This window comes from Phenylobacterium sp. 58.2.17 (genome assembly GCF_026411515.1).
Classification (GTDB): domain Bacteria; phylum Pseudomonadota; class Alphaproteobacteria; order Caulobacterales; family Caulobacteraceae; genus Phenylobacterium.
This window is the reverse complement of the sequence record NZ_JAPMTQ010000001.1, coordinates 15715-36761: the sequence shown is the minus strand read 5'-3', so window position 1 is coordinate 36761 and position 21047 is coordinate 15715. Positions and strand designations below refer to the sequence as shown.

Genomic DNA, 21047 nt, shown 5'->3' with positions numbered 1-21047 from the left:
CGCCGATGTTCAATCCCAATCCCTGGCTGAAGCTGTCGATCGACGCCTTCTGGCTCGGGGCCGAGTCCAGCCAGGTGGTGGCGCTGCGCATGATGAAGCTGGCCGGCGGCGGGACGGGGGCGGCGGCCGAGGCCCAGCGCATGGTGGCCGAGAAGGTCTCGGCTGCGATGGCGGCGCAGACCGAACTCGCGCTCGGAGCCATGAGCGGTTCGCCGCACGCCGGGGCGACCAAGGCCATGGCGCTCTATCGCCGCCGGGTGCGCGCCAACCGTCGGCGGCTGGCGCGCGAGGTCTGAGAGCCTATTCGGCGGCCTTGGCGATCTCGCTCTCGCCGCTGGCGACGATCTCGTCGCTGCGCCGCTTGCGCCGGCGCAGGCCCAGCCGCTCTCCCAGCCAGCCGAACCGCCGGCCATAGACCTTCGGGGCGGCCAGCATCACCGGCGTCAGGATCAGCGTCAGCAGGGTGGCGAAGGACAGGCCCCAGACCACTGCTCCGGACAGCTGCACCCACCACTCCGAGCCGGGCGCCTTGTACTCCAGGTGCAGGCCGTGGAAGTTCGGGTGCAGTTGGAACATCAGCGGCAGCAGGCCGACCACCGTCACCAGCGTGGTCAGCATGACCGGCCGGAACCGCTGGGTGGCCGCGCGCACCGCCGCCTCGTCGGCCGGGAAGCCGGCGCGGCGCAGCTGGTAGTAGGTGTCGACCAGCACGATGTTGTGGCCGACCACGACCCCGGCCAGCGCCACGACCCCGGTCCCCAGCATGATCACCGAGATGTAGTCGAAGGTGTGGGCGATGTTCACGACCACGCCCAGCAGCACGCCGACGGTCGACAGCGCCACCGCCGACAGCGTCACCAGCACGCCGTAGAACGAGTTGAACTGCCAGAGCAGGATGACGCCCATCAGGAACAGCGAGACCGCCATGGCGGCGACGAAGAACCGCGCCGCCTCCTGGCCTTCCTCGTCGGCGCCGGTGAACTTCCAGCGCACGTTGGGGTCGAGGTTGGCCTTCTCCAGCCAGGGGCGCAGCTCGGCGATCTTGTGGCTGGCCGCAACCCCCTCGATGGCGTTGGCCTGGATGACCGCCAACCGCTGGCCGTCGCGGCGCTGGATCGTCGTCACCTGCTGGGCCGGGGCGAGCTTGATGAAATAGCTGGCCGGCACCGGCCCGAACTGGGTCGGGATCTTCAGGGTGTCAAAGGCCGCGACGTTGCGGCCTTCGGGCGGGAAGCGGACGCGGATGTCCAGCTCGTCATCGGCGTCGTCGGGGCGGAATCGCCCGACCAGGACCCCGCCGGTCACGAATTGGATCGCCTGCCCGACGGTCAGCACGTCGACCCCGTAGCGGCCGGCGGCCTCCCGGTCGACGGTCATGTTCCACTCGATCCCGGGCGATGTGCGGTTGTCCTCCAACTCGTGCAGCTGCCGGTCTGCGGCCAGCTTGGCCTTGACGATGTCGGCCGCCTTGTTGAGCGCCGCCGGGTCCTGGCTGCGCAGCTCGACCTGCACGTCCTTGCCGACCGGCGGGCCGCCCTGCGGCTCGCGCACCTCGACCTCGACGCCGGGAATGCCGGCCACGCGCTTGCGAACCTCGTTGGCGATGTCCTTGCCGACAAGGCCCAGCTCCAGCCGGTCCTCGTAATCGACGAAGTCCACGTTGATGCGGCCGATGGTGTCGTTGGGGATCGAATTCGGCCCGCCGCCGGGGCTCGCCGTGCCCGATCGCACGAAAATCGAGTTGATGCCCTTGAGCCCGATCAGCCGGCTTTCGACCTGGCGCACGATGACGTCCTGGGCCTGCGGCGACAGGTTGCCCCGCGCCTTGACGTAGACGGCCACGTATTCCGGGTCCTGCTGCAGGAAGAACTCGGTCGGCTTGTTCTCGGCGCGGAAGGCGATGACCACCACCACGATGACCGCCAGGGTTGCGAACATGGTCGTGGTCGGGTGATGGCCCAGGCTGTCGATGGTGCGCGCGTACCAGCCCATGAAGCCGGTCATCTCGCGCGGGTCGCCCCGTTCGGATTTCTCGATCTCGGCCAGGTGCGCCTCGTCCACCGCCGCCTTGCGTCCGAAGATCGAGCCCAGGGCCGGGGTGAAGATCAGGGCGATGAAGATCGACGCGCCCAGCACATAGAACAGGGTCATGGGCAGGAAGCTCATGAACTTGCCGGGGATCGAGTTCCAGAACAGGAACGGCAGGAAGGCGCAGAGCGTCGTCAGGGTGCCGTTCAGCACCGGCCAGAACATCCGCTTGCCGGCCGCGGCGAAGGCTTCCTCCTTGGACATGCCCTCGGCCATCTTCCGGTCGGCGTACTCGACCACCACGATGCCGCCGTCGACCAGGATGCCGACCGCCAGCACCAGCCCGAACATCACCATCTGGTTCAGGGTCACGCCGGTGGCGTTGAGCATCAGGAAGGCCAGCATGAAGCAGGCCGGGATCGCCGCGCCGACCATCAGCCCCTGGCGGATGCCCAGCGTCGCCACGATGATCAGCATGACCAGGATGGTGGCGATCAGCAGGCCGCTCTCCAGCACCACCAGGGTGCGGCCGATGAAGTCGCTTTCATCGAAGATGTACGAGACCTTGACCGTCTCCGGCCAACGCTTCTGCTCCTCGGCGACGACCTTGCGGACTTCCTTGACGGTGTCGAGGACGTTGGCCCCCGACCGCTTGGCCACATCCACGGAGAAGGCCGGCTGGCCGTTGAAGCGGGTGATGTAGTTGGCTTCCTTGAAGGTCCGCCGCACGTCGCCGATGTCGCCGACCGTGATCAGCCGGTCGCCGTTCTTCTTGATCGGCAGGGCCAGGATGTCGGCCGGCTGGTTGACCACCCCGGGGACCTTGACCGCGAACTTGCCGGCGCCGGACTCCAGGTTGCCGGCCGGGACCAGCTGGTTGTTGCGGCCGATCACCTGCGCCAGCTCACCCGGCGAGACGTTGGCCGCCTCCATGCGCACCGGGTCGATGGTGACTTCCAGCAGCTCCTCGCGGCCGCCGTTCAGATAGACCTCCAGCACCCCGGGGGTGCTTTCCAGCCGGTCCTGCAGATTGCGCGAGATGTGGAACAGGGTGCGTTCCGGGGCCGCGCCCGACAGCACGATGCCGATGATCGGCTCGCCGGAAGCGTTGGCCTCCTCGATGATCGGCTCCTCGGCGTCCGGCGGGAACTTGCCGCGGGCCAGGTCGACCTTGGCGCGGACCTCGCCCAGCGCCTTGTCCTTGTCGAAGTCGGCCTCGAACTCGAGGTTTACGATCGCCATGCTCTGGCGGGCGACCGCGTTCATCTCCTTGACGCCCTCGATCGTCTGCAGCTCGGTCTCCAGCGGCCGCACGAGCAGCCGCTCGGCGTCCTCGGGACTGACGCCGGGGTAGGGCACCACCACGGTGAGGAAAGGGAAGTCGATGTTCGGGTTGGATTCCCGCGGCATCGACAGGTACGCGAAGAACCCGAACAGGCTGGCGATCAGGGTGACGGCCAGCACCACCTTGCGCCGTTTGATCGCGCCATCGATCAGAGGTCCGATCATAGCCTCGTCTCCTGATGAGCAGGGGCGCGCCTAGCGCGCCGCAGCCACTCGAACCTTTTGACCTTCGGCCACGTACGATTGGCCGACCGTGATCACTCGAACCGGGCCCTTGAGGCCGGTCACCCAGATGCCCTGCGCCGTCTCCTCCAGCACCTTGATCGGCGCGAAGGCGACTTTGTCGTCGGCCAGCACGTAGCGCACGCCCTGGCGCCCGCCCGCGTCCAGCACCAGCGAGGACAGCGGCACCAGGTGCGCCGGGCCCGACCCGGCGTTGATCCGCACCGCCGCCGACAGGCCCGAACGGGTCATCTGCGGGTTCGCGGTGGTGATTTCGATGCGATAGGTGCGGGTCTGCGCGTCGGCCTCGCGCGCGGCGTAGCGGACCTTGCCGGCCAGGGTCTCGCCGGAGGTCAGCTGGGCGCTGGCGCTCGAGCCGAGCTTGACCTTCGAAGCCTCGGTCTCGGGCAGGTCGCCGACGATCAGCAGCGGGTTGAGCTCGATCATCGTGCCGCAGGGCTGGCCTGGCGCCAGATAGGCGCCGACCTCGGCGTCGCGCTTGTCGAACACGCCGTCGAACGGGGCGCGGATGCTCATCTGCTCGACGCCCAGCTCGGCCTGGCGGACCGTGGCCGCGGCGCTGTCCAGGTTGGCCTGGTCCTGCAGCACCTGGGTCTGCGAGCGATAGCCCTTGGCCGCCAGCTCGGCCGACGCCTTCTGCTGCAACTGGCGCGAGCGCAGGTTGGCGCGGGCCTGGTCCAGCGTCGCCTGGCGGGCGTCGACGTTCAGCCGGCACAGCACCGTGCCCTTGCGTACGAACGAGCCTTCGACCGCCGGGGTGGCGGCGACGACGCCGGCCGTTTCCGAACGCACCACGACGCTGCGCGCCGCCTCGGTGCGGCCGCGGATCGCCACGGCGTATTCATGAGTCGCTTCCGGGGTCAGCACCGCCTGCACTGTGGGCAAGGCGTCGGCGGTCTTGGCCTCGGCCTTTCCAGACTTGCTCGCCCGGCTGGCGATGGTGCCGATGGCGAACGCCAGGACCAGCACGGCCACGACGGCGATCACAAACAGGTACTGTGACTTGACTCGCATTCAGCCGTTTCCCCCCGGGCAGCAACGAAGTCGCGACCGCTCTTGGAATCGCAGTCGTACGCCCGGGCCGCAGAAAATAGGTTTTAGCGTCTTCTGATGCCGCTGTTCTGCGACTGCAAATGAATTCGCGGACAGACGACACAAAGGACCGATAATGTGCCCCAGGCGCCGCATGATTGCAGCATGGCCTTGCTTGCTCTTTAACGCCGCGGGCGCTCCAATATCCGCCGCCTGCAAGGAAAGTACGCCGCCGTGAAATACCTGCACACCATGGTTCGGGTGACCGACCTCGACGCTTCTCTGGACTTCTACTGCAACAAGCTGGGCTTGGTCGAAGTCTCCCGCACCGAGAACCAGGGGGGACGATTCACCCTGGTGTTCCTCTGCGCCCCCGCCGACCGCGAGGCGGCCCTGGCCGCCAAGGCCCCGATGGTCGAGCTGACCTACAACTGGGATCCGGAGGACTATCAGGGCGGTCGCAACTTCGGCCATCTGGCCTATGCCGTCGACGACATCTACGCGACCTGCCAGCGCCTCGCCGACGGCGGGGTGACCATCAACCGCCCGCCGCGCGACGGTCACATGGCCTTCGTGCGCTCCCCCGACGGCATTTCGATCGAGCTGCTGCAGGCCGGCCCGCGCAAGGAGCCGGCCGAACCCTGGGCCTCGATGCCGAACACGGGGGCGTGGTGAGCGGCCGCCTTTCCGGGCGCTCGGCGCTCGTCACCGGCGCGGCCGGGGGCATCGGCCTGGGCTGCGCCCGGGCCTTCGCCGCCGAGGGGTGCGATCTCGTGCTGCTCGACCTCGACGAGGCGCGGGTCGTGGCGGCGGCGCAGGACCTGGCCCGCGCCAGCGGCCGTCAGGTCCATGCCCTGGCCTGTGATCTCGCCGACGCCGAGGCCGCGCGCATGGCGGTGATCCGGGCCGCGGCGCTGCTGGGCAAGATCGACGTGCTGGTCAACAACGCCGGCATGCTGGTCGCCGGCGACATCCTCGACGCCGAGCTGGAGGACTTCGACCGGGTGATGGCGGTGAACCTGCGCGCCCCGTTCGTGGTCGGCCAGACCGTGGCCCGCCACATGGTCGACGCCAAGATCAGGGGCTCGATCATCAACATGTCCTCTATCAACGCAGTGCTCGCGATCCCCAACCAGATCGCCTACGTCGCCTCCAAGGGCGGCTTGGCGCAGTTGACCAAGGCCATGGCCCTGGGCCTGGCGCCGCATGGCGTGCGGGTGAACGCGATCGGGCCGGGCACCATCGTCACCGACATCCTGAAAGGGGTGATGCAGGACGACGAGGCTCGCCGCCGGGTGCTGCAGCGCACGCCGCTCGGCCGCTTCGGCGAGGTCGACGAGATCGGCCGCGTCGCCGTCTTCCTGGCCAGCGACGACAGCTCCTACATCACCGGTCAGACCATCTATCCCGACGGCGGCCGGCTGGCCTTGAATTACACGGTGCCGGTCGCGGACTAGAGACCGAGTGTCATCCCGGAAATCCCGCAGGGCTTGTCCGGGACCCATTCGCGCCGACGCGTCGGGCGGAGCGAGGCGTTCCAAGTCAAATGTTCATGGATCCCGGCCTTCAGCTCGTTGAAGCCGGAATGACATCGATAGACATCCCCGCGCTTCCCTCCCTCCCTAGACCGGCTAAAAGCCCCCAAATGCTGCGACTGACCGAAATCAAGCTGCCCCTCGGCCACCCGGAAGAGGACCTGCGCGCCGCCGTGCTGGCCAAGCTGGCCGGCCCCGAATCCGAGCTCGTCTCGTTCGAGATCTTCCGCCGCGCCAACGACGCGCGGCGCAAGTCGGCGATCCTGATGGTCTACACGGTCGACGTCGTGGTGCAGGACGAGGCGGCCGTGCTCGCTCGCCACGCCGGCGATCGCAACGTCCAGCCGACGCCGGACATGGCCTATCGCCACGTCGCCCAGGCGCCGGCGAACCTGGCCAGGCGTCCGGTGGTGATCGGGGCCGGCCCCTGCGGCCTGTTCGCCGGCCTGATCCTGGCCGAGATGGGCTTCAAGCCGATCATCGTCGATCGCGGCAAGGTCGTGCGTGAGCGCACCAAGGACACCTGGGACCTCTGGCGGCGCAGCAAGCTGCATCCCGAATCCAACGTCCAGTTCGGCGAGGGCGGCGCCGGCACCTTCTCCGACGGCAAGCTCTACAGCCAGATCAAGGATCCGCGCTTCCTCAGTCGCAAGGTGCTGACCGAGTTCGTCGCCGCCGGCGCCCCGCCCGAGATCCTGACCGAGGCCCACCCCCACGTCGGCACCTTCCGGCTGGTGACCATGGTCGAGGCCATGCGCGAGAAGGTCGAGGCGCTCGGCGGCGAATACCGCTTCGAGCACAAGGTCGAGGACTTCGACATCGCCCTGGAGGGCGGCCAGCGCCGGCTCGTCGGCCTGCACCTGCAGGGCGGGGGCTACATCGAGGCCGACCACGTCGTGTTGGCGCTCGGCCACAGCGCCCGCGACACCTTCCACGCGCTCTACGACCGCGGCGTCCACATCGAGGCCAAACCGTTCTCGCTCGGCTTCCGCATCGAGCACCCGCAGTCCTGGATCGACCGCGCCCGGTTCGGGACCAATGCCGGGCACAAGGACCTGGGGGCTGCGGCCTATAGCCTCTCGCATCACTGTTCGAACGGACGGACCGTCTACAGCTTCTGCATGTGCCCGGGCGGCACGGTGGTGGCCGCGACCTCCGAGCCGGGCCGCGTCGTCACCAACGGCATGAGCCAGTATTCCCGCAACGAGCGCAACGCCAACGCCGGCATCGTCGTCGGCATCGAGCCCGAACGCGACTATCCAGGCCATCCGCTGGCCGGGATCGAACTCCAGCGTCACTGGGAATCCCAGGCCTTCGTGGCCGGCGGCGAAACCTATGCCGCGCCCGCCCAGCGGGTCGGCGACTTCCTGGCCGGCAAGCCGTCAACGAGCCTCGGCGAGGTGGTTCCATCCTACCGCCCCGGCGTCACCCCGACCGATCTGTCGACCTGCCTGCCGGACTTCGCCATCGCCGCGATCCGCGAGGCGCTGCCGGCCTTCGCCCGCCAGATCCCCGGCTTCGACCACGCCGACGCGGTGCTGACGGGCGTGGAGACCCGCACCTCCTCGCCGGTCCGCATCACCCGCGGCAAGGACTTCCAGAGCCTCAACACCGTGGGCCTGTACCCGGCGGGCGAGGGCGCGGGCTACGCCGGCGGCATCCTCTCGGCCTCCATCGACGGCATCAAGGTCGCCGAGGCGTTGGCAAGGAACATTGTGGACGGTCGGCCAGCCGCTACGGCTTGATCCGGGCCGCGTCTCGCCGGCGACCTGTAGGCGCGTCGTCCTGCAGGCCCCGCTGGGCGAACCAGGCGATGATCAGGCCGAAGGCAAGCATGGCCAGACCGTTCTTGATCAGGCCCTCGGGGCTGAATGTCGGAACCCTGCCCACCGCCGACAGCGGCATGACCACGTAGTTCATGACCCCGTAGATGACGACGCCGTAGGCCAGACCGGCGGCGATCCAGGCCCGGCGCAGCACCGGCGCGGCCAGGCTGGCCGATACGAAGACCGCGGCGATGATCAACCCCATCGCTTCCTGTAGCGCCGCGCCCAGGACTGCGGTGGCGGTCCCGCCGCCGAACGCAGCCTTGCCGATCAGGCCGCTGGCGATGAACTGCAGGATGGTCGTCAGACCGGCGCCGCTGATCAGCATGGCCGCGCCGATGTCGAGCGTCGCGGCGATCACGCCGCCGCCGACGATGGCCGTCAGGATCGAGCGTTTCGAAGCCACGTGTTGCGTTCCCCGACCAGCCTTGGGCAGGGGACGCTAGTTCAGGATCGGTGTTCGCTCAATCGTGGCGCTTCGGGGGGTAGGCGTGGATGACCCCGTTCGGATCCTCGACGCTGGTCTCGCCGACATAGTTCGGGCCGACCGGGACCTTGCCGTGGCCGCCGGGGATGTCGAGCACGTAGGTCGGCTGGCAGAGGCCGGAGAAACGCCCGCGCAGGGCCCGCATCACGGCGCGGCCCTCCGCGATGCTGGTTCGCTGGTGGCTGGTGCCCGGCGCCAGGTCGCCCTGGTGCAGGTAATAGGGCCTGATCCGGTTCTCGACGAAGCCGCGCATCAGCGCGCCCAGCGTCTCGGGGTCGTCGTTGACGCCTTTCAGCAGCACGGTCTGGCTCAGCATCGGCAGGCCGGCGTCGATGATCCTGGCGCAGGCGGCGCGGGCGGCGGGGGTCAGTTCGCGCGAATGATTGGCGTGCAGGGCGACATAGACCGCCTTGCCCTCGCACTTGATCGCCGCGACCAGCTCGTCGGTGACGGCGCCCGGATCCACGACCGGCACGCGGGTGTGATAGCGCACGACCTTCACGTGTTCGATGGCCGCAAGCCGCGCCGAGATGTCGGCCAGCCGCCGTGGCGACAGTACGAACGGGTCGCCGCCGGTGACGATGACCTCCCAGATCTCCGGCCGCTCGGCGATATAGGCGAACGCCGCGTCGAGCTGGGCGGCGGTCAGGTTCGACAGCCCTTCGGGCCCGACCATTTCGCGCCGGAAGCAGAACCGGCAGTAGACCGCGCAGGTGTGGGTCGGCTTCAGCAGCACGCGGTCGCGATAGCGGTGGACGATCCCCTCGACCGGACTGTGGGCGAAGTCGCCGATCGGATCGGCGTCCTCCTCGGGCGTTGCGTTCAGCTCGGCCGCGTCCGGCATCAGCTGGCGGGCGATCGGGTCGGCCGGGTCGGCCGGATCGATGAGTTCGGCCATGTCCGGGGTGATCGCCAGCGCATAGCGGGCGGCCACGCGCTCAAGCTCCGGCAGCCGCTCCGGCGGCGCCAGCCCGGCGGCGACCAGGTCGCCCGGTTTGCGAAGCGTGCTCATCCCGCGCGCATATGGCTCATGGAGGGCCTGGGGGCAAATGCGGCCTAGCGCGCGACGTCGGCCACCGGCGTCCACACCACCTGCTCGATGCGGGCCGCGCCGGTCGCCAGCATCACCAGCCGGTCGAAGCCGAGCGCCGAACCGCAGGCGCTCGGCATGTGCGGCAGGGCGGCCAGGAAATCCTCGTCGATCGGATAGCGTTCGCCGTAGACGCGGGCCTTTTCGTCCATCTCGGCCTGGAACCGCCGGCGCTGCTCGACCGGATCGGTCAGTTCGCCGAACGCGTTGGCCAGCTCGACCCCGCAGGCATAGAGCTCAAAGCGCTCGGCCACGCGCGGGTCGGACGCCTTGGGCCGGGCCAGGGCCGCCTCGCTGATCGGGTACTCGCAGAGGATAGTCGGGCGGCCCATGCCCAGGTTCGGTTCGACCTTCTCGACCAGCACCTTCGAATAGATGTCGGCCCAGACATCGTCGTCGGCGATCCGCACGCCCGCCCGGGTCGCGGCCGCGGCCAAACCGTCTCGGTCGGTTTCGCCGTCGACGGCCACGGTGGCCAGCAGGTCGACGCCGGCGTGCCGCTGAAACGCCTCCTGCAGGCTCAACCGTTCGGGTTCCTGGAAGGGGTCGCTGGATAGCTGTCGATAGGAGAAGGTCTTGGCCCCCGCCGTCTCGGCCGCCAGCCGCAGCAGGTCGGCGCAGTCGGCCATCAGCTGCTCGTAGGGCTCGCCTGTGCGGTACCACTCCAGCAGGGTGAATTCAGGGTGATGCAGCGGCCCGCGCTCGCGGTTGCGCCAGACCCGGGCGAAGTCGAATATCCTCGTCTCGCCCGCGGCCAGCAGCTTCTTGCAGGCGAACTCCGGCGAGGTGTGCAGGTAGAGCGGCGCGGTCTCGCCCGAATTGCCGATGATCTCCGTGGCGAAGGCGTGCAGGTGGGCTTCGTTGCCGGGCGAGACCTGCAGCGCCGCGCCCTCGACCTCGGTGAAGCCGCGGTCCTCGAACCATCGGCGGGCGGCTCGGGTGATCGCGCCCCGCGCCAGCAGGAACGGCCGGCGGTCCTGGTGGATGTCGGCCCGCCACCAGGGCGATTGAGAAGTCATCGGCGCGGGCGTCCTCTATGCGGCCATTTCGATCATGACTGGCGAATTTCGCCTTCATCGTATAGGTGCGCGGCAAGACCGCCGCTCGGCGGAATCGCGCGGGGGTCGATGGCGGCCCCTCCAAAATAGGCTTGAGGACGAACTTACGTGAAGGTCGCTGCCAGCTCGCTCAGGAAAGGCGCCGTCGTCGACATGGACGGCAAGCTCTATGTCGTCCTGACCGCCGAAAACATCCACCCCGGTAAGGGGACCCCCGTCACCCAGCTCAACATGCGCCGCATCGCCGACGGCGTGAAGGTGTCCGAGCGTTGGCGCACGACCGAGCAGGTCGAGCGCGCCTTCGTCGACGACCGCAACTACAACTTCCTCTACCAGGACGGCGAGGGCTACCACTTCATGCAGCCCGAGACCTACGATCAGGTCGTGGTGTCGGAAGAAACCGTCGGCGAGAACGCCCCTTGGCTGACCGACGGCCTGACGGTCGTTCTGTCGGTGCACGAAGGCGTTCCGATCGCCATGGAGCTGCCGCGCACCGTCATCTTCGAAATCGCCGAGACCGAGCCGTCGGTGAAGGGCCAGACCGCCTCTTCGTCCTACAAGCCGGCCATTCTGACCAACGGCGAGCGCATCATGGTGCCGCCGTACATCGCCGCCGGCACCCGCGTGGTCATCCTCACCGAGGACTGGACCTACTCGGAACGCGCCAAGGACTAAGACTTCCGCGCGGCGGGGATCAGGCGAAGCGCTTGGCCCCCGCCACGCACAGCACGACCCCGGCGGTTACAGCCGCCATGGACCAGCCGACCGGCTCGCCCAGCAGCCAGGCCGCCAGGCCCAGGCCCATCAGCGGCTGCAGCAGCTGCAGTTGGCCCACCGCCGCCACCCCGCCCAGCGCCAGGCCGCGGTACCAGAAGACAAATCCGATCAGCATGCTGAACAGCGAGACGTAGGCCAGGCCCGTCCAACCGCGCGCGCTGACCTGCGCCAGGTCGGTCGGCCACGTCGCCAGCCCCAGCGCGGCCATGGCGGGCAGGGCGATGACCAGCGCCCAGCAGATCACCTGCCAGCCGCCCAGGGTGCGCGACAGACGCCCGCCCTCGGCATAACCGAGGCCGCAGACCGCGACCGCCGCGACCATCAGGAGGTCGCCGCTCAGCGAGCCTTCCGCGCCGCGGGTGAGAGCGAAGACGGCCACCAGCGCCGCCCCAAGGCCTGCAAAGGCCCAGAACGACCGGCTCGGGTGTTCGCCGGCGCGGACCACCGCGAACAGCGCCGTGGCCATGGGCAGCAGCCCGATGAACACGATCGAGTGCGCCGCCGTGATCTCGCGCAGGGCGATCGCGGTCAGCAGCGGGAAGCCCGCCACCACCCCGGCCGCCACGAGCGCCAGGGCCGCGAGATCGCGCCGCGCCGGTCGCGGCGCACGCATGACGCTCAGCAAGCCCAGCGCCAGGACTCCGGCGATCACCGCCCGCGCCGCCGTCAGGAACAGCGGGTCGATCTCGGCAACCGCCACGCGGGTCGCGGGCAGCGATCCGGAAAAGATCGCCACGCCCAGCAGCCCGTCGATCCAGCCTCTCGTCTTGTCGTCCATGGTCGCCTCCAGGGGCGCAGGACTAGGGTCTCGGTGCTCGCCTCGACAGGTACGGTGAGATACAGTTTGGCAAAACTGTACTGGATATTTGGCGGGACAGATGGCGCGCGGCGGTCGGGTCGAGGCGGTGATGGGCGGCATTCGCGAGCGGATCGCGGCGCGAACCCTGCAGCCTGGCGCCAAGGCGCCGTCGATCCGCGCCCTGGCCGCGGCGAGCGGCGTCGCCAAGTCGACGGTGGTCGAGGCCTACGACCGGCTGGCGGCCGAGGGCGTCCTGCAGGCCCGGCGCGGCTCGGGCTTCTATGTGGCCGGCCGCGCGCCGCCGCTGGCCCTGGCTGAGCTGGCGCCGCAGCTCGATCGCTCGATTGATCCGCTATGGGTGTCGCGCCAGTCGCTGGAGGCGCCTCCCGGGGCGCTCAAGCCGGGGTGCGGCTGGCTGCCCGGTGACTGGATGCCCGACGAGGCGGTGCGCCGGGCCCTGCGGGGGCTGGCGCGCAGCCGACAGGCCAACCTGACCGACTACAGCCCGCCGCTCGGCGCGCCGGCCATGCGCCAGCACCTGTCGCGCCGACTCGCCGCCTACGGGCTGGAGGCGCCGCCCGGCCAGGTCATGCTGACCGAGTCCGGCGTCCAGGCGCTGGACCTGGTCTGTCGATTTCTGCTGGAGCCGGGCGACACCGTCCTGGTCGATGATCCCTGCTATTTCAATTTCCACGCCCTGCTGCGCGCGCATCGGGTCGAGGTGACGGGCGTGCCCTGGACCCAGGCCGGCCCGGACCTCGAACAGTTCGAGCAGCTGCTGACCGCCCGCCGGCCGCGGCTCTACATCACCAATTCGGGCCCGCAGAATCCGACGGGCGGCACGCTGTCGGCGGTGACCGCCCATCGCCTGCTCAAGCTCGCCGAGCGGCACGACCTCCTGATCGTCGAGGACGACGTCTATGCCGACCTGGAGACCGAGGCCTCGCCGCGCCTGGCGGCGTTCGACGGCCTGGAGCGGGTGGTGGTGATCGGCAGCTTCTCCAAGACCCTGTCGGCGGCCGGGCGCTGCGGCTTCGTCGCCGCCCGCGCGGAGTGGATCGAGGGCCTGATCGACCTCAAGGTGGCGACCTCGTTCGGCGGGGGCGGGCTGGCGGCGGACCTGACGCATGCGATCCTCGCCGACGGCGCCTATCGCCGCTACCTCGCCGCCCTGCGCGAGCGCCTGGCCCGCGCGCGCGGCGAGACCCTGGCGCGCCTACGGCCGCTGGGGCTCACGCCCTGGATCGAGCCGGCCGCGGGAATCTTCCTCTGGATGAGGCTGCCGGACGGGCTGGACGGCGGCGCGGTCGCCCAGCACGCCCTGGCCCACGGCGTCGTGCTGGCCCCGGGCGAGGCGTTCAGCGCCTCGCGCGGCTGGCGCGACCACCTGCGCTTCAACGCCGCCCAGTCAGGCGACCGACGCATCTACGAGGTGCTCGACTTGGCGATGCGGTCGGCGCGGGGCGCGCCGCCGATGGCGACGCCGCCATTGGGTTGAGCTTCGTCGGCATCGCTACTAATGATGGCGTCCGTGCGTAATTGCTCGCCCCTGTTGTGAAGGAAAGCATGGCCAGCCCGACCGTCCAGCAAGTTCTCGATTGGATGCTCTTCGACAACGCGAAGTGGTCTGGCCCGGTCATCACCTTCAGCATTCCTGGACCGTCGAGCACCTGGCCGGGCTATCCGGATCTGGGCAGCGATTGGAAGGAGTATTGGGGCAATGAGCCCTGGCGGCCGGGCTTCGGGTTCCTGACCGATGGCCAGGCCGACGTCTTTCGGTCGTTCGTCGCGAGCTACGAGCGCCTGATCGCTACGCCGCTCCGGGAAACCGACGACGTGATGCAGCCTGGCGATATCCGCGTTGCGTTCGTTGATGCCGATCCGTGGGGCGGATACGCGACGCCGCCGCCCGCTATCGGCCAGGCCGCCGAGCCCGGGCACGGGGACATTTGGATCAACGTCGACTACGCGGAGACCTCCCTCAAGGTGGGGTGGGACTTCGTGAAGGGCGAGCGCGTCATGCCTACCGTGCTGCATGAGCTCGGCCATGCGCTGGGGCTGGATCACCCCTTTGAAGGCGCGTCGCTGTTGCCGGCGCAGCTCGATTCCACCCGCTACTCGGTGATGTCCTACACGCTCGCCAAGGATGTCGAGACCTACAGCTTCTATTGGTACGGCGATGGCCTGCTGACCCGCGGAGAGAGCCTGCTCGTCGATCAGCCGATGGTGTTCGACATGCTGGCGTTGCAGTCGCTCTACGGCGCCAACCCGGCGACGGCGGCGGGCGCCGACGTCTATAGCTGGGACGAGAGCGTCCCGTTCCTGACCTCGATCTACGATGCCGGCGGCGTCGATCGGATCGACCTCTCGGCGCACAGCCGGCCGTCGTTCATAGATCTGACCCCCGGCGCCTACAGCAGCATCGCGATCTATACGCGCGAGGCCCAGCAGGCCTTCTGGACGGCGAGACTTCCGAATTTCGCCGACCGGATCGCGGGAACCTACGATAACGCCGAGGCCCACGGCATTCTCTACACCGGCCGCGACAACCTGGGGATCGCGTACAGCACGACCATCGAGGACGTCGCCGCCGGCAAGGGGGCCGACACCATCATCGGAAATGCGGCGGCCAATTCGCTCTCCGGCGCCGGCGGCGTGGATCGCATCCTGGCCGGGGACGGCGCCGACACGATCCTTGGCGGTTCGGGGAACGACTTCCTTCGGGGAGAGGCCGGAGACGACAGCCTGTCGGGCGACGACGGGGCCGACGACATGCATGGCAACATGGGGGCCGACGTGCTCTTCGGAGGCCAGGGCGATGATTGGGTGGTCGGCGGCCAGCACGACGACAGACTCTACGGCCAGGCCGGGAACGATCTCATCTACGGAAACATGGGGCGCGACCTGCTCCTTGGGGGCGACGACGCTGACACGATGCTCGGCGGCCAGGACGACGACTCGCTCTCCGGCGGGGCGGGGGCGGATTTCCTCTCCGGCGATCGGGGCGACGATACGCTCAGCGGCGGCAGCGGCGCTGACACCTTCTACGCATTCGATGGCGCGGGGATCGACCGGATCCTCGACTTCAACCGCGCCGAGGGCGATCGCGTCGCGATCGGCGGGGGCGGCGCCTATGCCGTAGCGAACGTCGACGGGGATGTCGTGATCAGCCTGGGCGGCGGCGGTCAGATCATTCTGGTGGGGCGCTCGGACGCCAATCTCACGGGCGAGTGGATGGTCTCGGTCTAGGGAGCCACCCGCCGCGCGGTGATGATCTTCACCGGCTTGGCCAGCATCTCGCCTTTCATCACCCCTTCACCGGCGGTGGGGGAGGTGGGGGCGGCTAGGATCTGCTTCACCGTGTCCATGCCCTCGACCACCTTGCCGAAGGTGGCGAAGCCGAGGTTGTCGCCCGGTTGCTTGGGATCGGCGTCCATATAGGTCATGTCGCCGACGCAGATGAAGAAGTCCGAGGTGGCGGTGCCTGGGCTGGTGCGGCCCATCGAGATCGCGCCGTCGATGTGCGACAGGCCGGTCTTGGTGGTCGGCTCGTGGGCGATCGGTTTCAGCACGCGCTTGGGATCGTTCTGCACGCCGCCCTGCACCAGGCCGTATTCGGCGGCGTTGGGAACCTTGGACGCCCGATAGAAGGTCGCGCCGTCGAAGCGCTTCTCGTCGACATAGCGCAGGAAGTTGCCCGCCGTTATCGGCGCCTTGTCCGGATAGAGCTCCAGCACGATGGGGCCGTCCGCGGTGTCCAGGCGCACCTTCACCGGTCCCGCGGCCGGCTGGGCGGCGGCCGGCGCGGCCGCCAGCGCGGCCATCGCCCCTAGAAACACACGTCGCTTCATCGCCTGGCTCCCGGTTCAGCGTGCAGCTTAGCGTCGGTCGTTCGCACGGCCAATGCGGCCGTCACGGGCGTTTGCCGACAATATTGGCAAATGTTCAGGACGACGTTCCGCGGGCGTGTTCGACGATGACAATCAAAATTGTCACGCTTGAAATGCATATCGCCGTTGTCGTCAGGCATTGTGTCGACCGTGCCGGCGATCGGTTGTCATGTTTGCGTAGTTGGATTTCGAGTTATGCGTGAAGAGGGACCAGATGACGCCCTGAGCCTTGCTGGTTACCTGGAAGGCGTAGCCAAACCGCTGCTCAGGAGCGAGGCGGTTCTCTTGGCTGGGCGTTTGGCTGGCCTGCTGGCGCTGGATTCGGCTGATCAGGTCTCCTTGAACCTCGCCCTGCTCGGTGACTACCGACACGCGAAGGCCCTGGCGGGCCGGTTGCTGCCTCGCGGTGCGGCGTGGTCGATCGATCCGTCGCCCGAGGGGGTGAAACGGCGGGCGACGCGCTTCATCGTGACGATGGGCCAGGTGCGGGCGGTGGGAGCCGTGCCGGCTCTGGTGCTGCTGGCGGCGCTGCTGCGGCGCGCGGGCGGCTGAACCATCCGGTGTTTTGAGATTTGTGGGGGAGGGCGGCTCTGCGCCTGAAATCCAAGTGGCTCCCCGAGCAGGACTCGAACCTGCGACAAGTCGGTTAACAGCCGACTGCTCTACCAACTGAGCTATCGGGGATCACGTTGGAGGCGGCGATATACCCAGCACGGGCCGGGTGTGCAAGCGCTCAAATCGACTTTGTCCACAGAGCAAAAAAAGAGCCCGGCCGGAGCCGGGCTTGAAACGAAGTTCGGTGATGGTGGGGTGTCTTCAAGGAAGACGCCGTCATGGTCCCGCTTTGATGGTTAAGTGGCGATTAACGCTCATGGCCGCCAATGGGCAGGCGCGACGCCGCGACCTCTCGACGGGCTGCGCGCTCGCCGCTACCAGGGGCGAAATCGTGAGATCTAGGGCGGAAATGCGTATCCATTTCACCGGCATAGCTGGGGCGGGCATGAGCGCCGTGGCCCTGATGATGCGCGACGCGGGCCACGAGATCTCCGGATCGGACGAAGACGTCTTTCCGCCGATGTCGACCTATGTCGAGGGGCTGGGCTTTCCGTTCCACCGCCGATTCGACGCGGCCAACCTTCCGGACGACCTCGACGTGCTGGTTCTGGGAACCAGCGCCAAGCTCGGCGCCGAGACCAATCCCGAGGTGGTCGCCGCCCGCGCCCGCGGCGTGCGGGTCACCACCTTCGCCGAGATGCTGGGCGAGGCGACTCGCGATCGGGCGGTCACCGTGGTCGCCGGATCGTTCGGCAAGTCCACCTGTACGGCCCTCATGGCGCACGTGCTGCACCAAGCCGGGGCGAGTCCCGGCTGGATGGTCGGCGCCATCTCCCCCTCGCTGCCGGCGACCGGCCAGTGGGGCGCGGGCGAGGTCGTGCTGGAGGGTGACGAGTACATCGTCTCGTCGGCGGACACGCGCTCCAAGTTCGAGCTCTATCACCCGAACCACCTGCTGCTGACCTCGCTGGTCCATGACCATGTCAACGTCTTCCCGACCTTCGAGGCGTACGAGGCGCCTTTCCGAACCCTGCTGCGCAGGCTCCCCAGCGATGGGCTGGCCGTAATGCGTGAGCATCCGGCGACGCGGGCCGTGGCCGGCGAGAGCGCCGCGCGCGTCGTCTGGTACGACACCAGCCCCTGCGACGGCTGGTACGCGGCCAATGTGGCGTTTGGCGAAACCACCACCTTCGATCTCATCGGGCCCGGTGGTCGGACGCTCGCGCTGACCACCCAGCTGCTCGGCGCCCACAACGTTGAGAACGTGGTCGGCGTCGCGGCCTACCTGCTCGAGCGCGGCCTGGTCACTGAGGCGGCGCTGGCCGCGGGCGTGGCCAGCTTCGCCGGCATCCGCCGCCGCCTGGACCGCCTGACCACCACCTCGCGCATTCCGGTGATCGAGGGCTTCGGCAGCTCCTATGAAAAGGCGCATTCGGCCATCGACGCCATGCGGCTGCACTATCCGGACCGCCCGCTGGTCGTGGTGTTCGAGCCGCATACCTTCAGCTGGCGCAGCCGTGACGCCCTGCCGTGGTACGACACGGTGTTCGACGGGGCCTCGCGGGTGCTGATCTGTCCGCCGCCGGTGCACGGCGCCGGCAGCCACCACCAGTCGACCTTCGAAGAGATCCTGGCCCGCGCGCAGGCGACCGGCATCGCGGTCAAAGGCGTCGCCGACGCCGAGGCCGCGACCGAGGCGCTGTCGCATCTGCGCGGCGACGAGGTCGTGCTGCTGCTGTCCTCAGGGCCGCTGCTGGGCCTGCCCGACAGCCTGCCAGCCCTGTTCGACCGTCTCTACGGCGCGCCTGCCTACGCCTGAGGCGCCCTGCAATCGTCCGTTGCAGGCATCCATCTTACGGTTGGAGGGGAGCGCCGCTCGGTGCAGGCTGCCTGCTTTGAGGAGAGGGGCGCATGCATACACGGCGGAACTTCGGTCTGATGCTGGGCGCCGGCGCCTTGGCCGGCTGTACGACCACCGGGACCAGCGGCTTTTCCGACCCGCTGCAGCCGGCGGGCCCGCTCCGACTGGCGCCGGTGCATGTCTCCGAAGACCGGGTGATCCGCGTCGTCGCCGGCCTGCGGCCGTTTCGCCCCGGCGGCTTCGTGGTCAGGGCCGAGCCGTTCGGCCGCAAGACCCTGGTGCACAACTACGGTCACGGCGGGGGAGGGATCACCCTGTCCTGGGGGACCTCGCATATGGCGGTCGATCTCGGCTTCGCCGGGCCCGAGCGGGATTATGCGGTGCTCGGTTGCGGGGCGGTGGGGCTGGCGACGGCGCGGCTGATCCAGCGCCGCGGCGGGCGGGTGACCATCTACGCCAGGGCCCTGCCGCCGGAGACGACCTCAAACATCGCCGGCGGGCAGTGGTGGCCGGCTTCGGTCTACGACAGCAAGGTCGCCACGCCCCAGTTCCTCGACCAGCTGGTGACCGCCTCAAAGCTGTCCTACCGCCACTTCCAGCAGCTCTCGGGGCCGGAGTACGGCGTTCGCTGGACCCGCAACTACGTGGTCGATGAGGATCGCTTCGGCTCCACCGATCTGTTCGGTCGCCTGGCCGAGGTCGCGCCCGAACTGAAGCGCGCGCCTGCCGGCGAGCATCCGTTCGGCGCCCTCAGCCTGCAGTACTGGGACGGCATGATGGTCGAGCCGCCGATCTACCTGCAGGCGATGATGGAGGATGTGCTGACCGCCGGCGGCAAGATCGTCGTGCGCGACCTGAAGACGCCCGCCGACGTCCAGGCCCTGGCCGAGCCGGTGGTCTTCAACTGCACGGGCCTGGGGGCCGGCGAACTGTTCGGCGACAAGGAGATCACCCCGGCCCGCGGGCAGCTTGTCGTGCTGCTGCCCCAGCCGGAGGTGACCTACAACCTGATGTCGGGCCGCGCCTACATGTTCCCGCGCCGCGACGGGATCATCCTCGGCGGCTCGTTCGACCGCGGCGACTGGTCGACCGAGCCCGACGGCGAACTCACCAAGCGAATCCTCGCGGACCACAAGGCGATGTTCGCCAAGCTCAAGGCTTGAGCTACTCGGCCGCCTCCTTGAACTGCGCCCGGCGCGGGCCGAGGTAGCCGAACAGGAAGGCGGCGACCTTGCGCATCTGGATCTCCTCGCTGCCCTCGGTGATCCGATAGCGGCGGTGGTGGCGATAGATGTGCTCGAACGGCTTGTGGCGCGAATAGCCGATGCCGCCATGCACCTGCATCGCGCGGTCGGCGGCCTCGCAGACCAGTCGGTTAGCCCAGTAGTTGCACATCGACACCTTGTCGGAGAGCTGCTTCTCGACCTCCTTGTGCGGCATGCGGTCCATGTCCCAGGCGGTCTTGCGGATCAGCAGGCGCAGCATCTCGGCCTGGGTGGCAAGCTCGACCAGGGGCCACTGGATGGCCTGGTTCTCGGCCAGGGCCTTGCCGAACGGCTTACGGGCGCGGGCGTACTTGACGCTTTCCTCTATGCAGTAGACCGCCGCGCCCAGCGACGAGGCCGCCTGGCGGATGCGGTTCTGGTGCACGAACGATTGGCCGAGGCCCAGGCCGCGGTCGATCTGGCCCCAGTAGCTGTCCTCGGGGATCCACACGTCGGTGAAGCTGACCCTCGGGTGGTCGGTCGGCATGTTGAAGGTCCACAGCCACTCCTCGACCTTCACCCCGGGGGTGTCGGCCGGCACGATGAAGCAGGTGATCCCCGTGGCGTCGCCGTCCTGGCCGCTGGTGCGCGCGAACACCATGCAGTGAGTGGCCACATGCATGCCCGTCGACCACATTTTTTCGCCGTTGATCAACCAGCCGGGCTGGCCGTCGCGGTCCTGGCGCACGGCGCGGGTTTCCATGAAGGTCGCGTCCGAGCCGTGGTTCGGCTCGGTCAGGCCGAAGATCGTCCGCATCCCGCCGCTGAGCAGTTTGTCCGCGTCGCGCTCGTACTGAGCGTTCGTCGCGAACTCCTTGAACATCAGGATGAAAGGGTTGTTGCCGACGATCGAGTGCTCGTTCTGCAGGTCGTTGTGCAGGCCCAGTCCCTTGGCCGCCAGATGCTCGCGGATCACCGCCATGTCGAGGTTGGTGCCGGCCTGGCCGCCCATCTCCTTGGGCCAGGCATAGCGCAGGTGTCCGGCCTCGTCGGCCAGCTTGCGGGCCTTGGCCAGCAACTCCTCCCACTCCTTCTTCGGCAGGCCGCCGGCGTCCCAGTCGGTGCGCTCGTACTCGCGGCGATGGTCGAAGAACCGGATGTTGTCGTCCTGGTTCTCCAGCGGCTTGATCTTGGCCTCGATGAAGGCGTCCAGCTCGTCCAGATAGGCGGCCAGTTCGGGCGGCAGGCTGAAATCCATCGCGTCTCTCCCTGTTTTGCGAAGCAGCCTAACCCAGGTCCGCGCTTCCGCCGGGTCAG

General features: G+C 68.6%; 18 protein-coding genes and 1 tRNA gene. 10 read left to right on the top strand and 9 right to left on the bottom strand.

The annotated features are described in order from the left end of the window. The first annotated feature begins 5 nt into the window (after positions 1–5). The gene (locus OUA97_RS00180) at positions 6–296 is read left to right on the top strand and encodes a hypothetical protein (protein ID WP_267229704.1); all 291 of its coding nucleotides are present in this window, start codon (positions 6–8) and stop codon (positions 294–296) included. Between the two features lie 4 nt (positions 297–300). Here OUA97_RS00180 and OUA97_RS00175 read toward each other — a convergent pair whose 3' ends face one another. Both OUA97_RS00175 and OUA97_RS00170 read right to left on the bottom strand, forming a co-directional pair. Beyond that, positions 301–3537 (bottom strand): efflux RND transporter permease subunit, encoded by a 3237-nt coding sequence (locus OUA97_RS00175; protein WP_267229703.1) that lies wholly within the window; start codon positions 3535–3537, stop codon positions 301–303. Positions 3538–3567: 30 nt separating this feature from the next. Next, positions 3568–4629, bottom strand: a complete 1062-nt coding sequence (locus OUA97_RS00170; RefSeq protein ID WP_267229702.1) for an efflux RND transporter periplasmic adaptor subunit — start codon at positions 4627–4629, stop codon at positions 3568–3570. A 252-nt stretch (positions 4630–4881) separates the two neighbouring features. Between OUA97_RS00170 and OUA97_RS00165 the strand changes: the two genes are divergently transcribed. The 3 genes from OUA97_RS00165 (at position 4882) to OUA97_RS00155 (ending at position 7927) form a co-directional block, all read left to right on the top strand. Continuing rightward, positions 4882–5322 (top strand): VOC family protein, encoded by a 441-nt coding sequence (locus OUA97_RS00165; RefSeq protein WP_267229701.1) that lies wholly within the window; start codon positions 4882–4884, stop codon positions 5320–5322. Then, the gene (locus tag OUA97_RS00160; RefSeq protein ID WP_267229700.1) at positions 5319–6104 is read left to right on the top strand and encodes an SDR family NAD(P)-dependent oxidoreductase; all 786 of its coding nucleotides are present in this window, start codon (positions 5319–5321) and stop codon (positions 6102–6104) included. Before OUA97_RS00165 ends, OUA97_RS00160 begins: the two co-directional genes overlap by 4 nt. 188 nt (positions 6105–6292) lie before the next feature. Beyond that, a complete protein-coding gene (locus tag OUA97_RS00155) occupies positions 6293–7927 on the top strand; it encodes an NAD(P)/FAD-dependent oxidoreductase (RefSeq protein WP_267229699.1) in 1635 nt (544 codons plus the stop codon). Here OUA97_RS00155 and OUA97_RS00150 read toward each other — a convergent pair. The 3 genes from OUA97_RS00150 to epmA are packed head-to-tail and all read right to left on the bottom strand — an operon-like array spanning position 7917 to position 10604. After that, positions 7917–8414, bottom strand: a complete 498-nt coding sequence (locus tag OUA97_RS00150) for a hypothetical protein (protein ID WP_267229698.1) — start codon at positions 8412–8414, stop codon at positions 7917–7919. The two genes, OUA97_RS00155 and OUA97_RS00150, sit on opposite strands and share 11 nt — an antisense overlap. A 58-nt stretch (positions 8415–8472) precedes the next feature. Beyond that, positions 8473–9507 carry a lysine-2,3-aminomutase-like protein gene (locus OUA97_RS00145; protein ID WP_267229697.1) on the bottom strand — a complete coding sequence of 345 codons (1035 nt, stop codon included), beginning with the start codon at positions 9505–9507 and terminating at the stop codon, positions 8473–8475. A gap of 44 nt (positions 9508–9551) precedes the next feature. Beyond that, entirely contained in the window at positions 9552–10604 is a 1053-nt protein-coding gene (gene epmA / locus OUA97_RS00140; RefSeq protein WP_267229696.1) for an EF-P lysine aminoacylase EpmA, read from the bottom strand. 147 nt (positions 10605–10751) lie between these two features. Here epmA and efp point away from each other — a divergent pair, with 147 nt between their 5' ends. After that, a complete protein-coding gene (gene efp, locus OUA97_RS00135; RefSeq protein WP_267229695.1) occupies positions 10752–11318 on the top strand; it encodes an elongation factor P in 567 nt (188 codons plus the stop codon). 19 nt (positions 11319–11337) lie between these two features. Here efp and OUA97_RS00130 read toward each other — a convergent pair whose 3' ends face one another. Next, entirely contained in the window at positions 11338–12198 is an 861-nt protein-coding gene (locus OUA97_RS00130; protein WP_267229694.1) for a DMT family transporter, read from the bottom strand. Positions 12199–12298: 100 nt separating this feature from the next. On the opposite strand from OUA97_RS00130, the gene OUA97_RS00125 reads away from it, so the two are divergent. Then, positions 12299–13717, top strand: a complete 1419-nt coding sequence (locus OUA97_RS00125) for a PLP-dependent aminotransferase family protein (RefSeq protein ID WP_267229693.1) — start codon at positions 12299–12301, stop codon at positions 13715–13717. A 68-nt stretch (positions 13718–13785) separates the two neighbouring features. Beyond that, positions 13786–15468, top strand: a complete 1683-nt coding sequence (locus tag OUA97_RS00120; RefSeq protein WP_267229692.1) for a hypothetical protein — start codon at positions 13786–13788, stop codon at positions 15466–15468. Here the strand turns inward: OUA97_RS00120 and OUA97_RS00115 are convergent. Then, positions 15465–16070: a peptidylprolyl isomerase gene (locus OUA97_RS00115; RefSeq protein ID WP_267229691.1), complete on the bottom strand. Its 606-nt coding sequence runs from the start codon at positions 16068–16070 to the stop codon at positions 15465–15467. The genes OUA97_RS00120 and OUA97_RS00115 overlap by 4 nt on opposite strands. Positions 16071–16304: 234 nt before the next feature. Here OUA97_RS00115 and OUA97_RS00110 point away from each other — a divergent pair, with 234 nt between their 5' ends. Then, positions 16305–16661: a hypothetical protein gene (locus OUA97_RS00110; protein ID WP_267229690.1), complete on the top strand. Its 357-nt coding sequence runs from the start codon at positions 16305–16307 to the stop codon at positions 16659–16661. 56 nt (positions 16662–16717) lie between these two features. Here OUA97_RS00110 and OUA97_RS00105 read toward each other — a convergent pair. Beyond that, positions 16718–16793: transfer RNA gene (locus tag OUA97_RS00105), tRNA-Asn, on the bottom strand. Positions 16794–17073: 280 nt separating this feature from the next. Between OUA97_RS00105 and OUA97_RS00100 the strand changes: the two genes are divergently transcribed. After that, positions 17074–18483 (top strand): UDP-N-acetylmuramate--L-alanine ligase, encoded by a 1410-nt coding sequence (locus OUA97_RS00100; RefSeq protein ID WP_267229689.1) that lies wholly within the window; start codon positions 17074–17076, stop codon positions 18481–18483. Positions 18484–18575: 92 nt separating this feature from the next. Further along, entirely contained in the window at positions 18576–19688 is a 1113-nt protein-coding gene (locus OUA97_RS00095; RefSeq protein ID WP_267229688.1) for an FAD-dependent oxidoreductase, read from the top strand. 1 nt (position 19689) lies between these two features. Here the strand turns inward: OUA97_RS00095 and OUA97_RS00090 are convergent, their stop codons facing one another. Continuing rightward, complete coding sequence (locus tag OUA97_RS00090) at positions 19690–20988, bottom strand: acyl-CoA dehydrogenase family protein (RefSeq protein ID WP_267229687.1); 1299 nt, start codon at positions 20986–20988, stop codon at positions 19690–19692. Positions 20989–21047: the final 59 nt, after the last annotated feature.

Excerpts from the sequence above, each read along its gene's own strand:
- OUA97_RS00095 (WP_267229688.1), top strand. The coding sequence starts at position 18,576 with ATGCATACACGGCGGAACTTCGGTCTGATGCTGGGCGCCGGCGCCTTG.
- OUA97_RS00125 (WP_267229693.1), top strand. The coding sequence starts at position 12,299 with ATGGCGCGCGGCGGTCGGGTCGAGGCGGTGATGGGCGGCATTCGCGAG.
- OUA97_RS00090 (WP_267229687.1), bottom strand. The coding sequence starts at position 20,988 with ATGGATTTCAGCCTGCCGCCCGAACTGGCCGCCTATCTGGACGAGCTG.
- OUA97_RS00155 (WP_267229699.1), top strand. The coding sequence starts at position 6,293 with ATGCTGCGACTGACCGAAATCAAGCTGCCCCTCGGCCACCCGGAAGAG.
- OUA97_RS00145 (WP_267229697.1), bottom strand. The coding sequence starts at position 9,507 with ATGAGCACGCTTCGCAAACCGGGCGACCTGGTCGCCGCCGGGCTGGCG.
- OUA97_RS00100 (WP_267229689.1), top strand. The coding sequence starts at position 17,074 with ATGCGTATCCATTTCACCGGCATAGCTGGGGCGGGCATGAGCGCCGTG.
- OUA97_RS00130 (WP_267229694.1), bottom strand. The coding sequence starts at position 12,198 with ATGGACGACAAGACGAGAGGCTGGATCGACGGGCTGCTGGGCGTGGCG.
- OUA97_RS00115 (WP_267229691.1), bottom strand. The coding sequence starts at position 16,070 with ATGAAGCGACGTGTGTTTCTAGGGGCGATGGCCGCGCTGGCGGCCGCG.
- OUA97_RS00120 (WP_267229692.1), top strand. The coding sequence starts at position 13,786 with ATGGCCAGCCCGACCGTCCAGCAAGTTCTCGATTGGATGCTCTTCGAC.
- OUA97_RS00170 (WP_267229702.1), bottom strand. The coding sequence starts at position 4,629 with ATGCGAGTCAAGTCACAGTACCTGTTTGTGATCGCCGTCGTGGCCGTG.
- epmA (WP_267229696.1), bottom strand. The coding sequence starts at position 10,604 with ATGACTTCTCAATCGCCCTGGTGGCGGGCCGACATCCACCAGGACCGC.
- OUA97_RS00180 (WP_267229704.1), top strand. The coding sequence starts at position 6 with ATGTTCAATCCCAATCCCTGGCTGAAGCTGTCGATCGACGCCTTCTGG.
- OUA97_RS00175 (WP_267229703.1), bottom strand. The coding sequence starts at position 3,537 with ATGATCGGACCTCTGATCGATGGCGCGATCAAACGGCGCAAGGTGGTG.
- OUA97_RS00110 (WP_267229690.1), top strand. The coding sequence starts at position 16,305 with ATGCGTGAAGAGGGACCAGATGACGCCCTGAGCCTTGCTGGTTACCTG.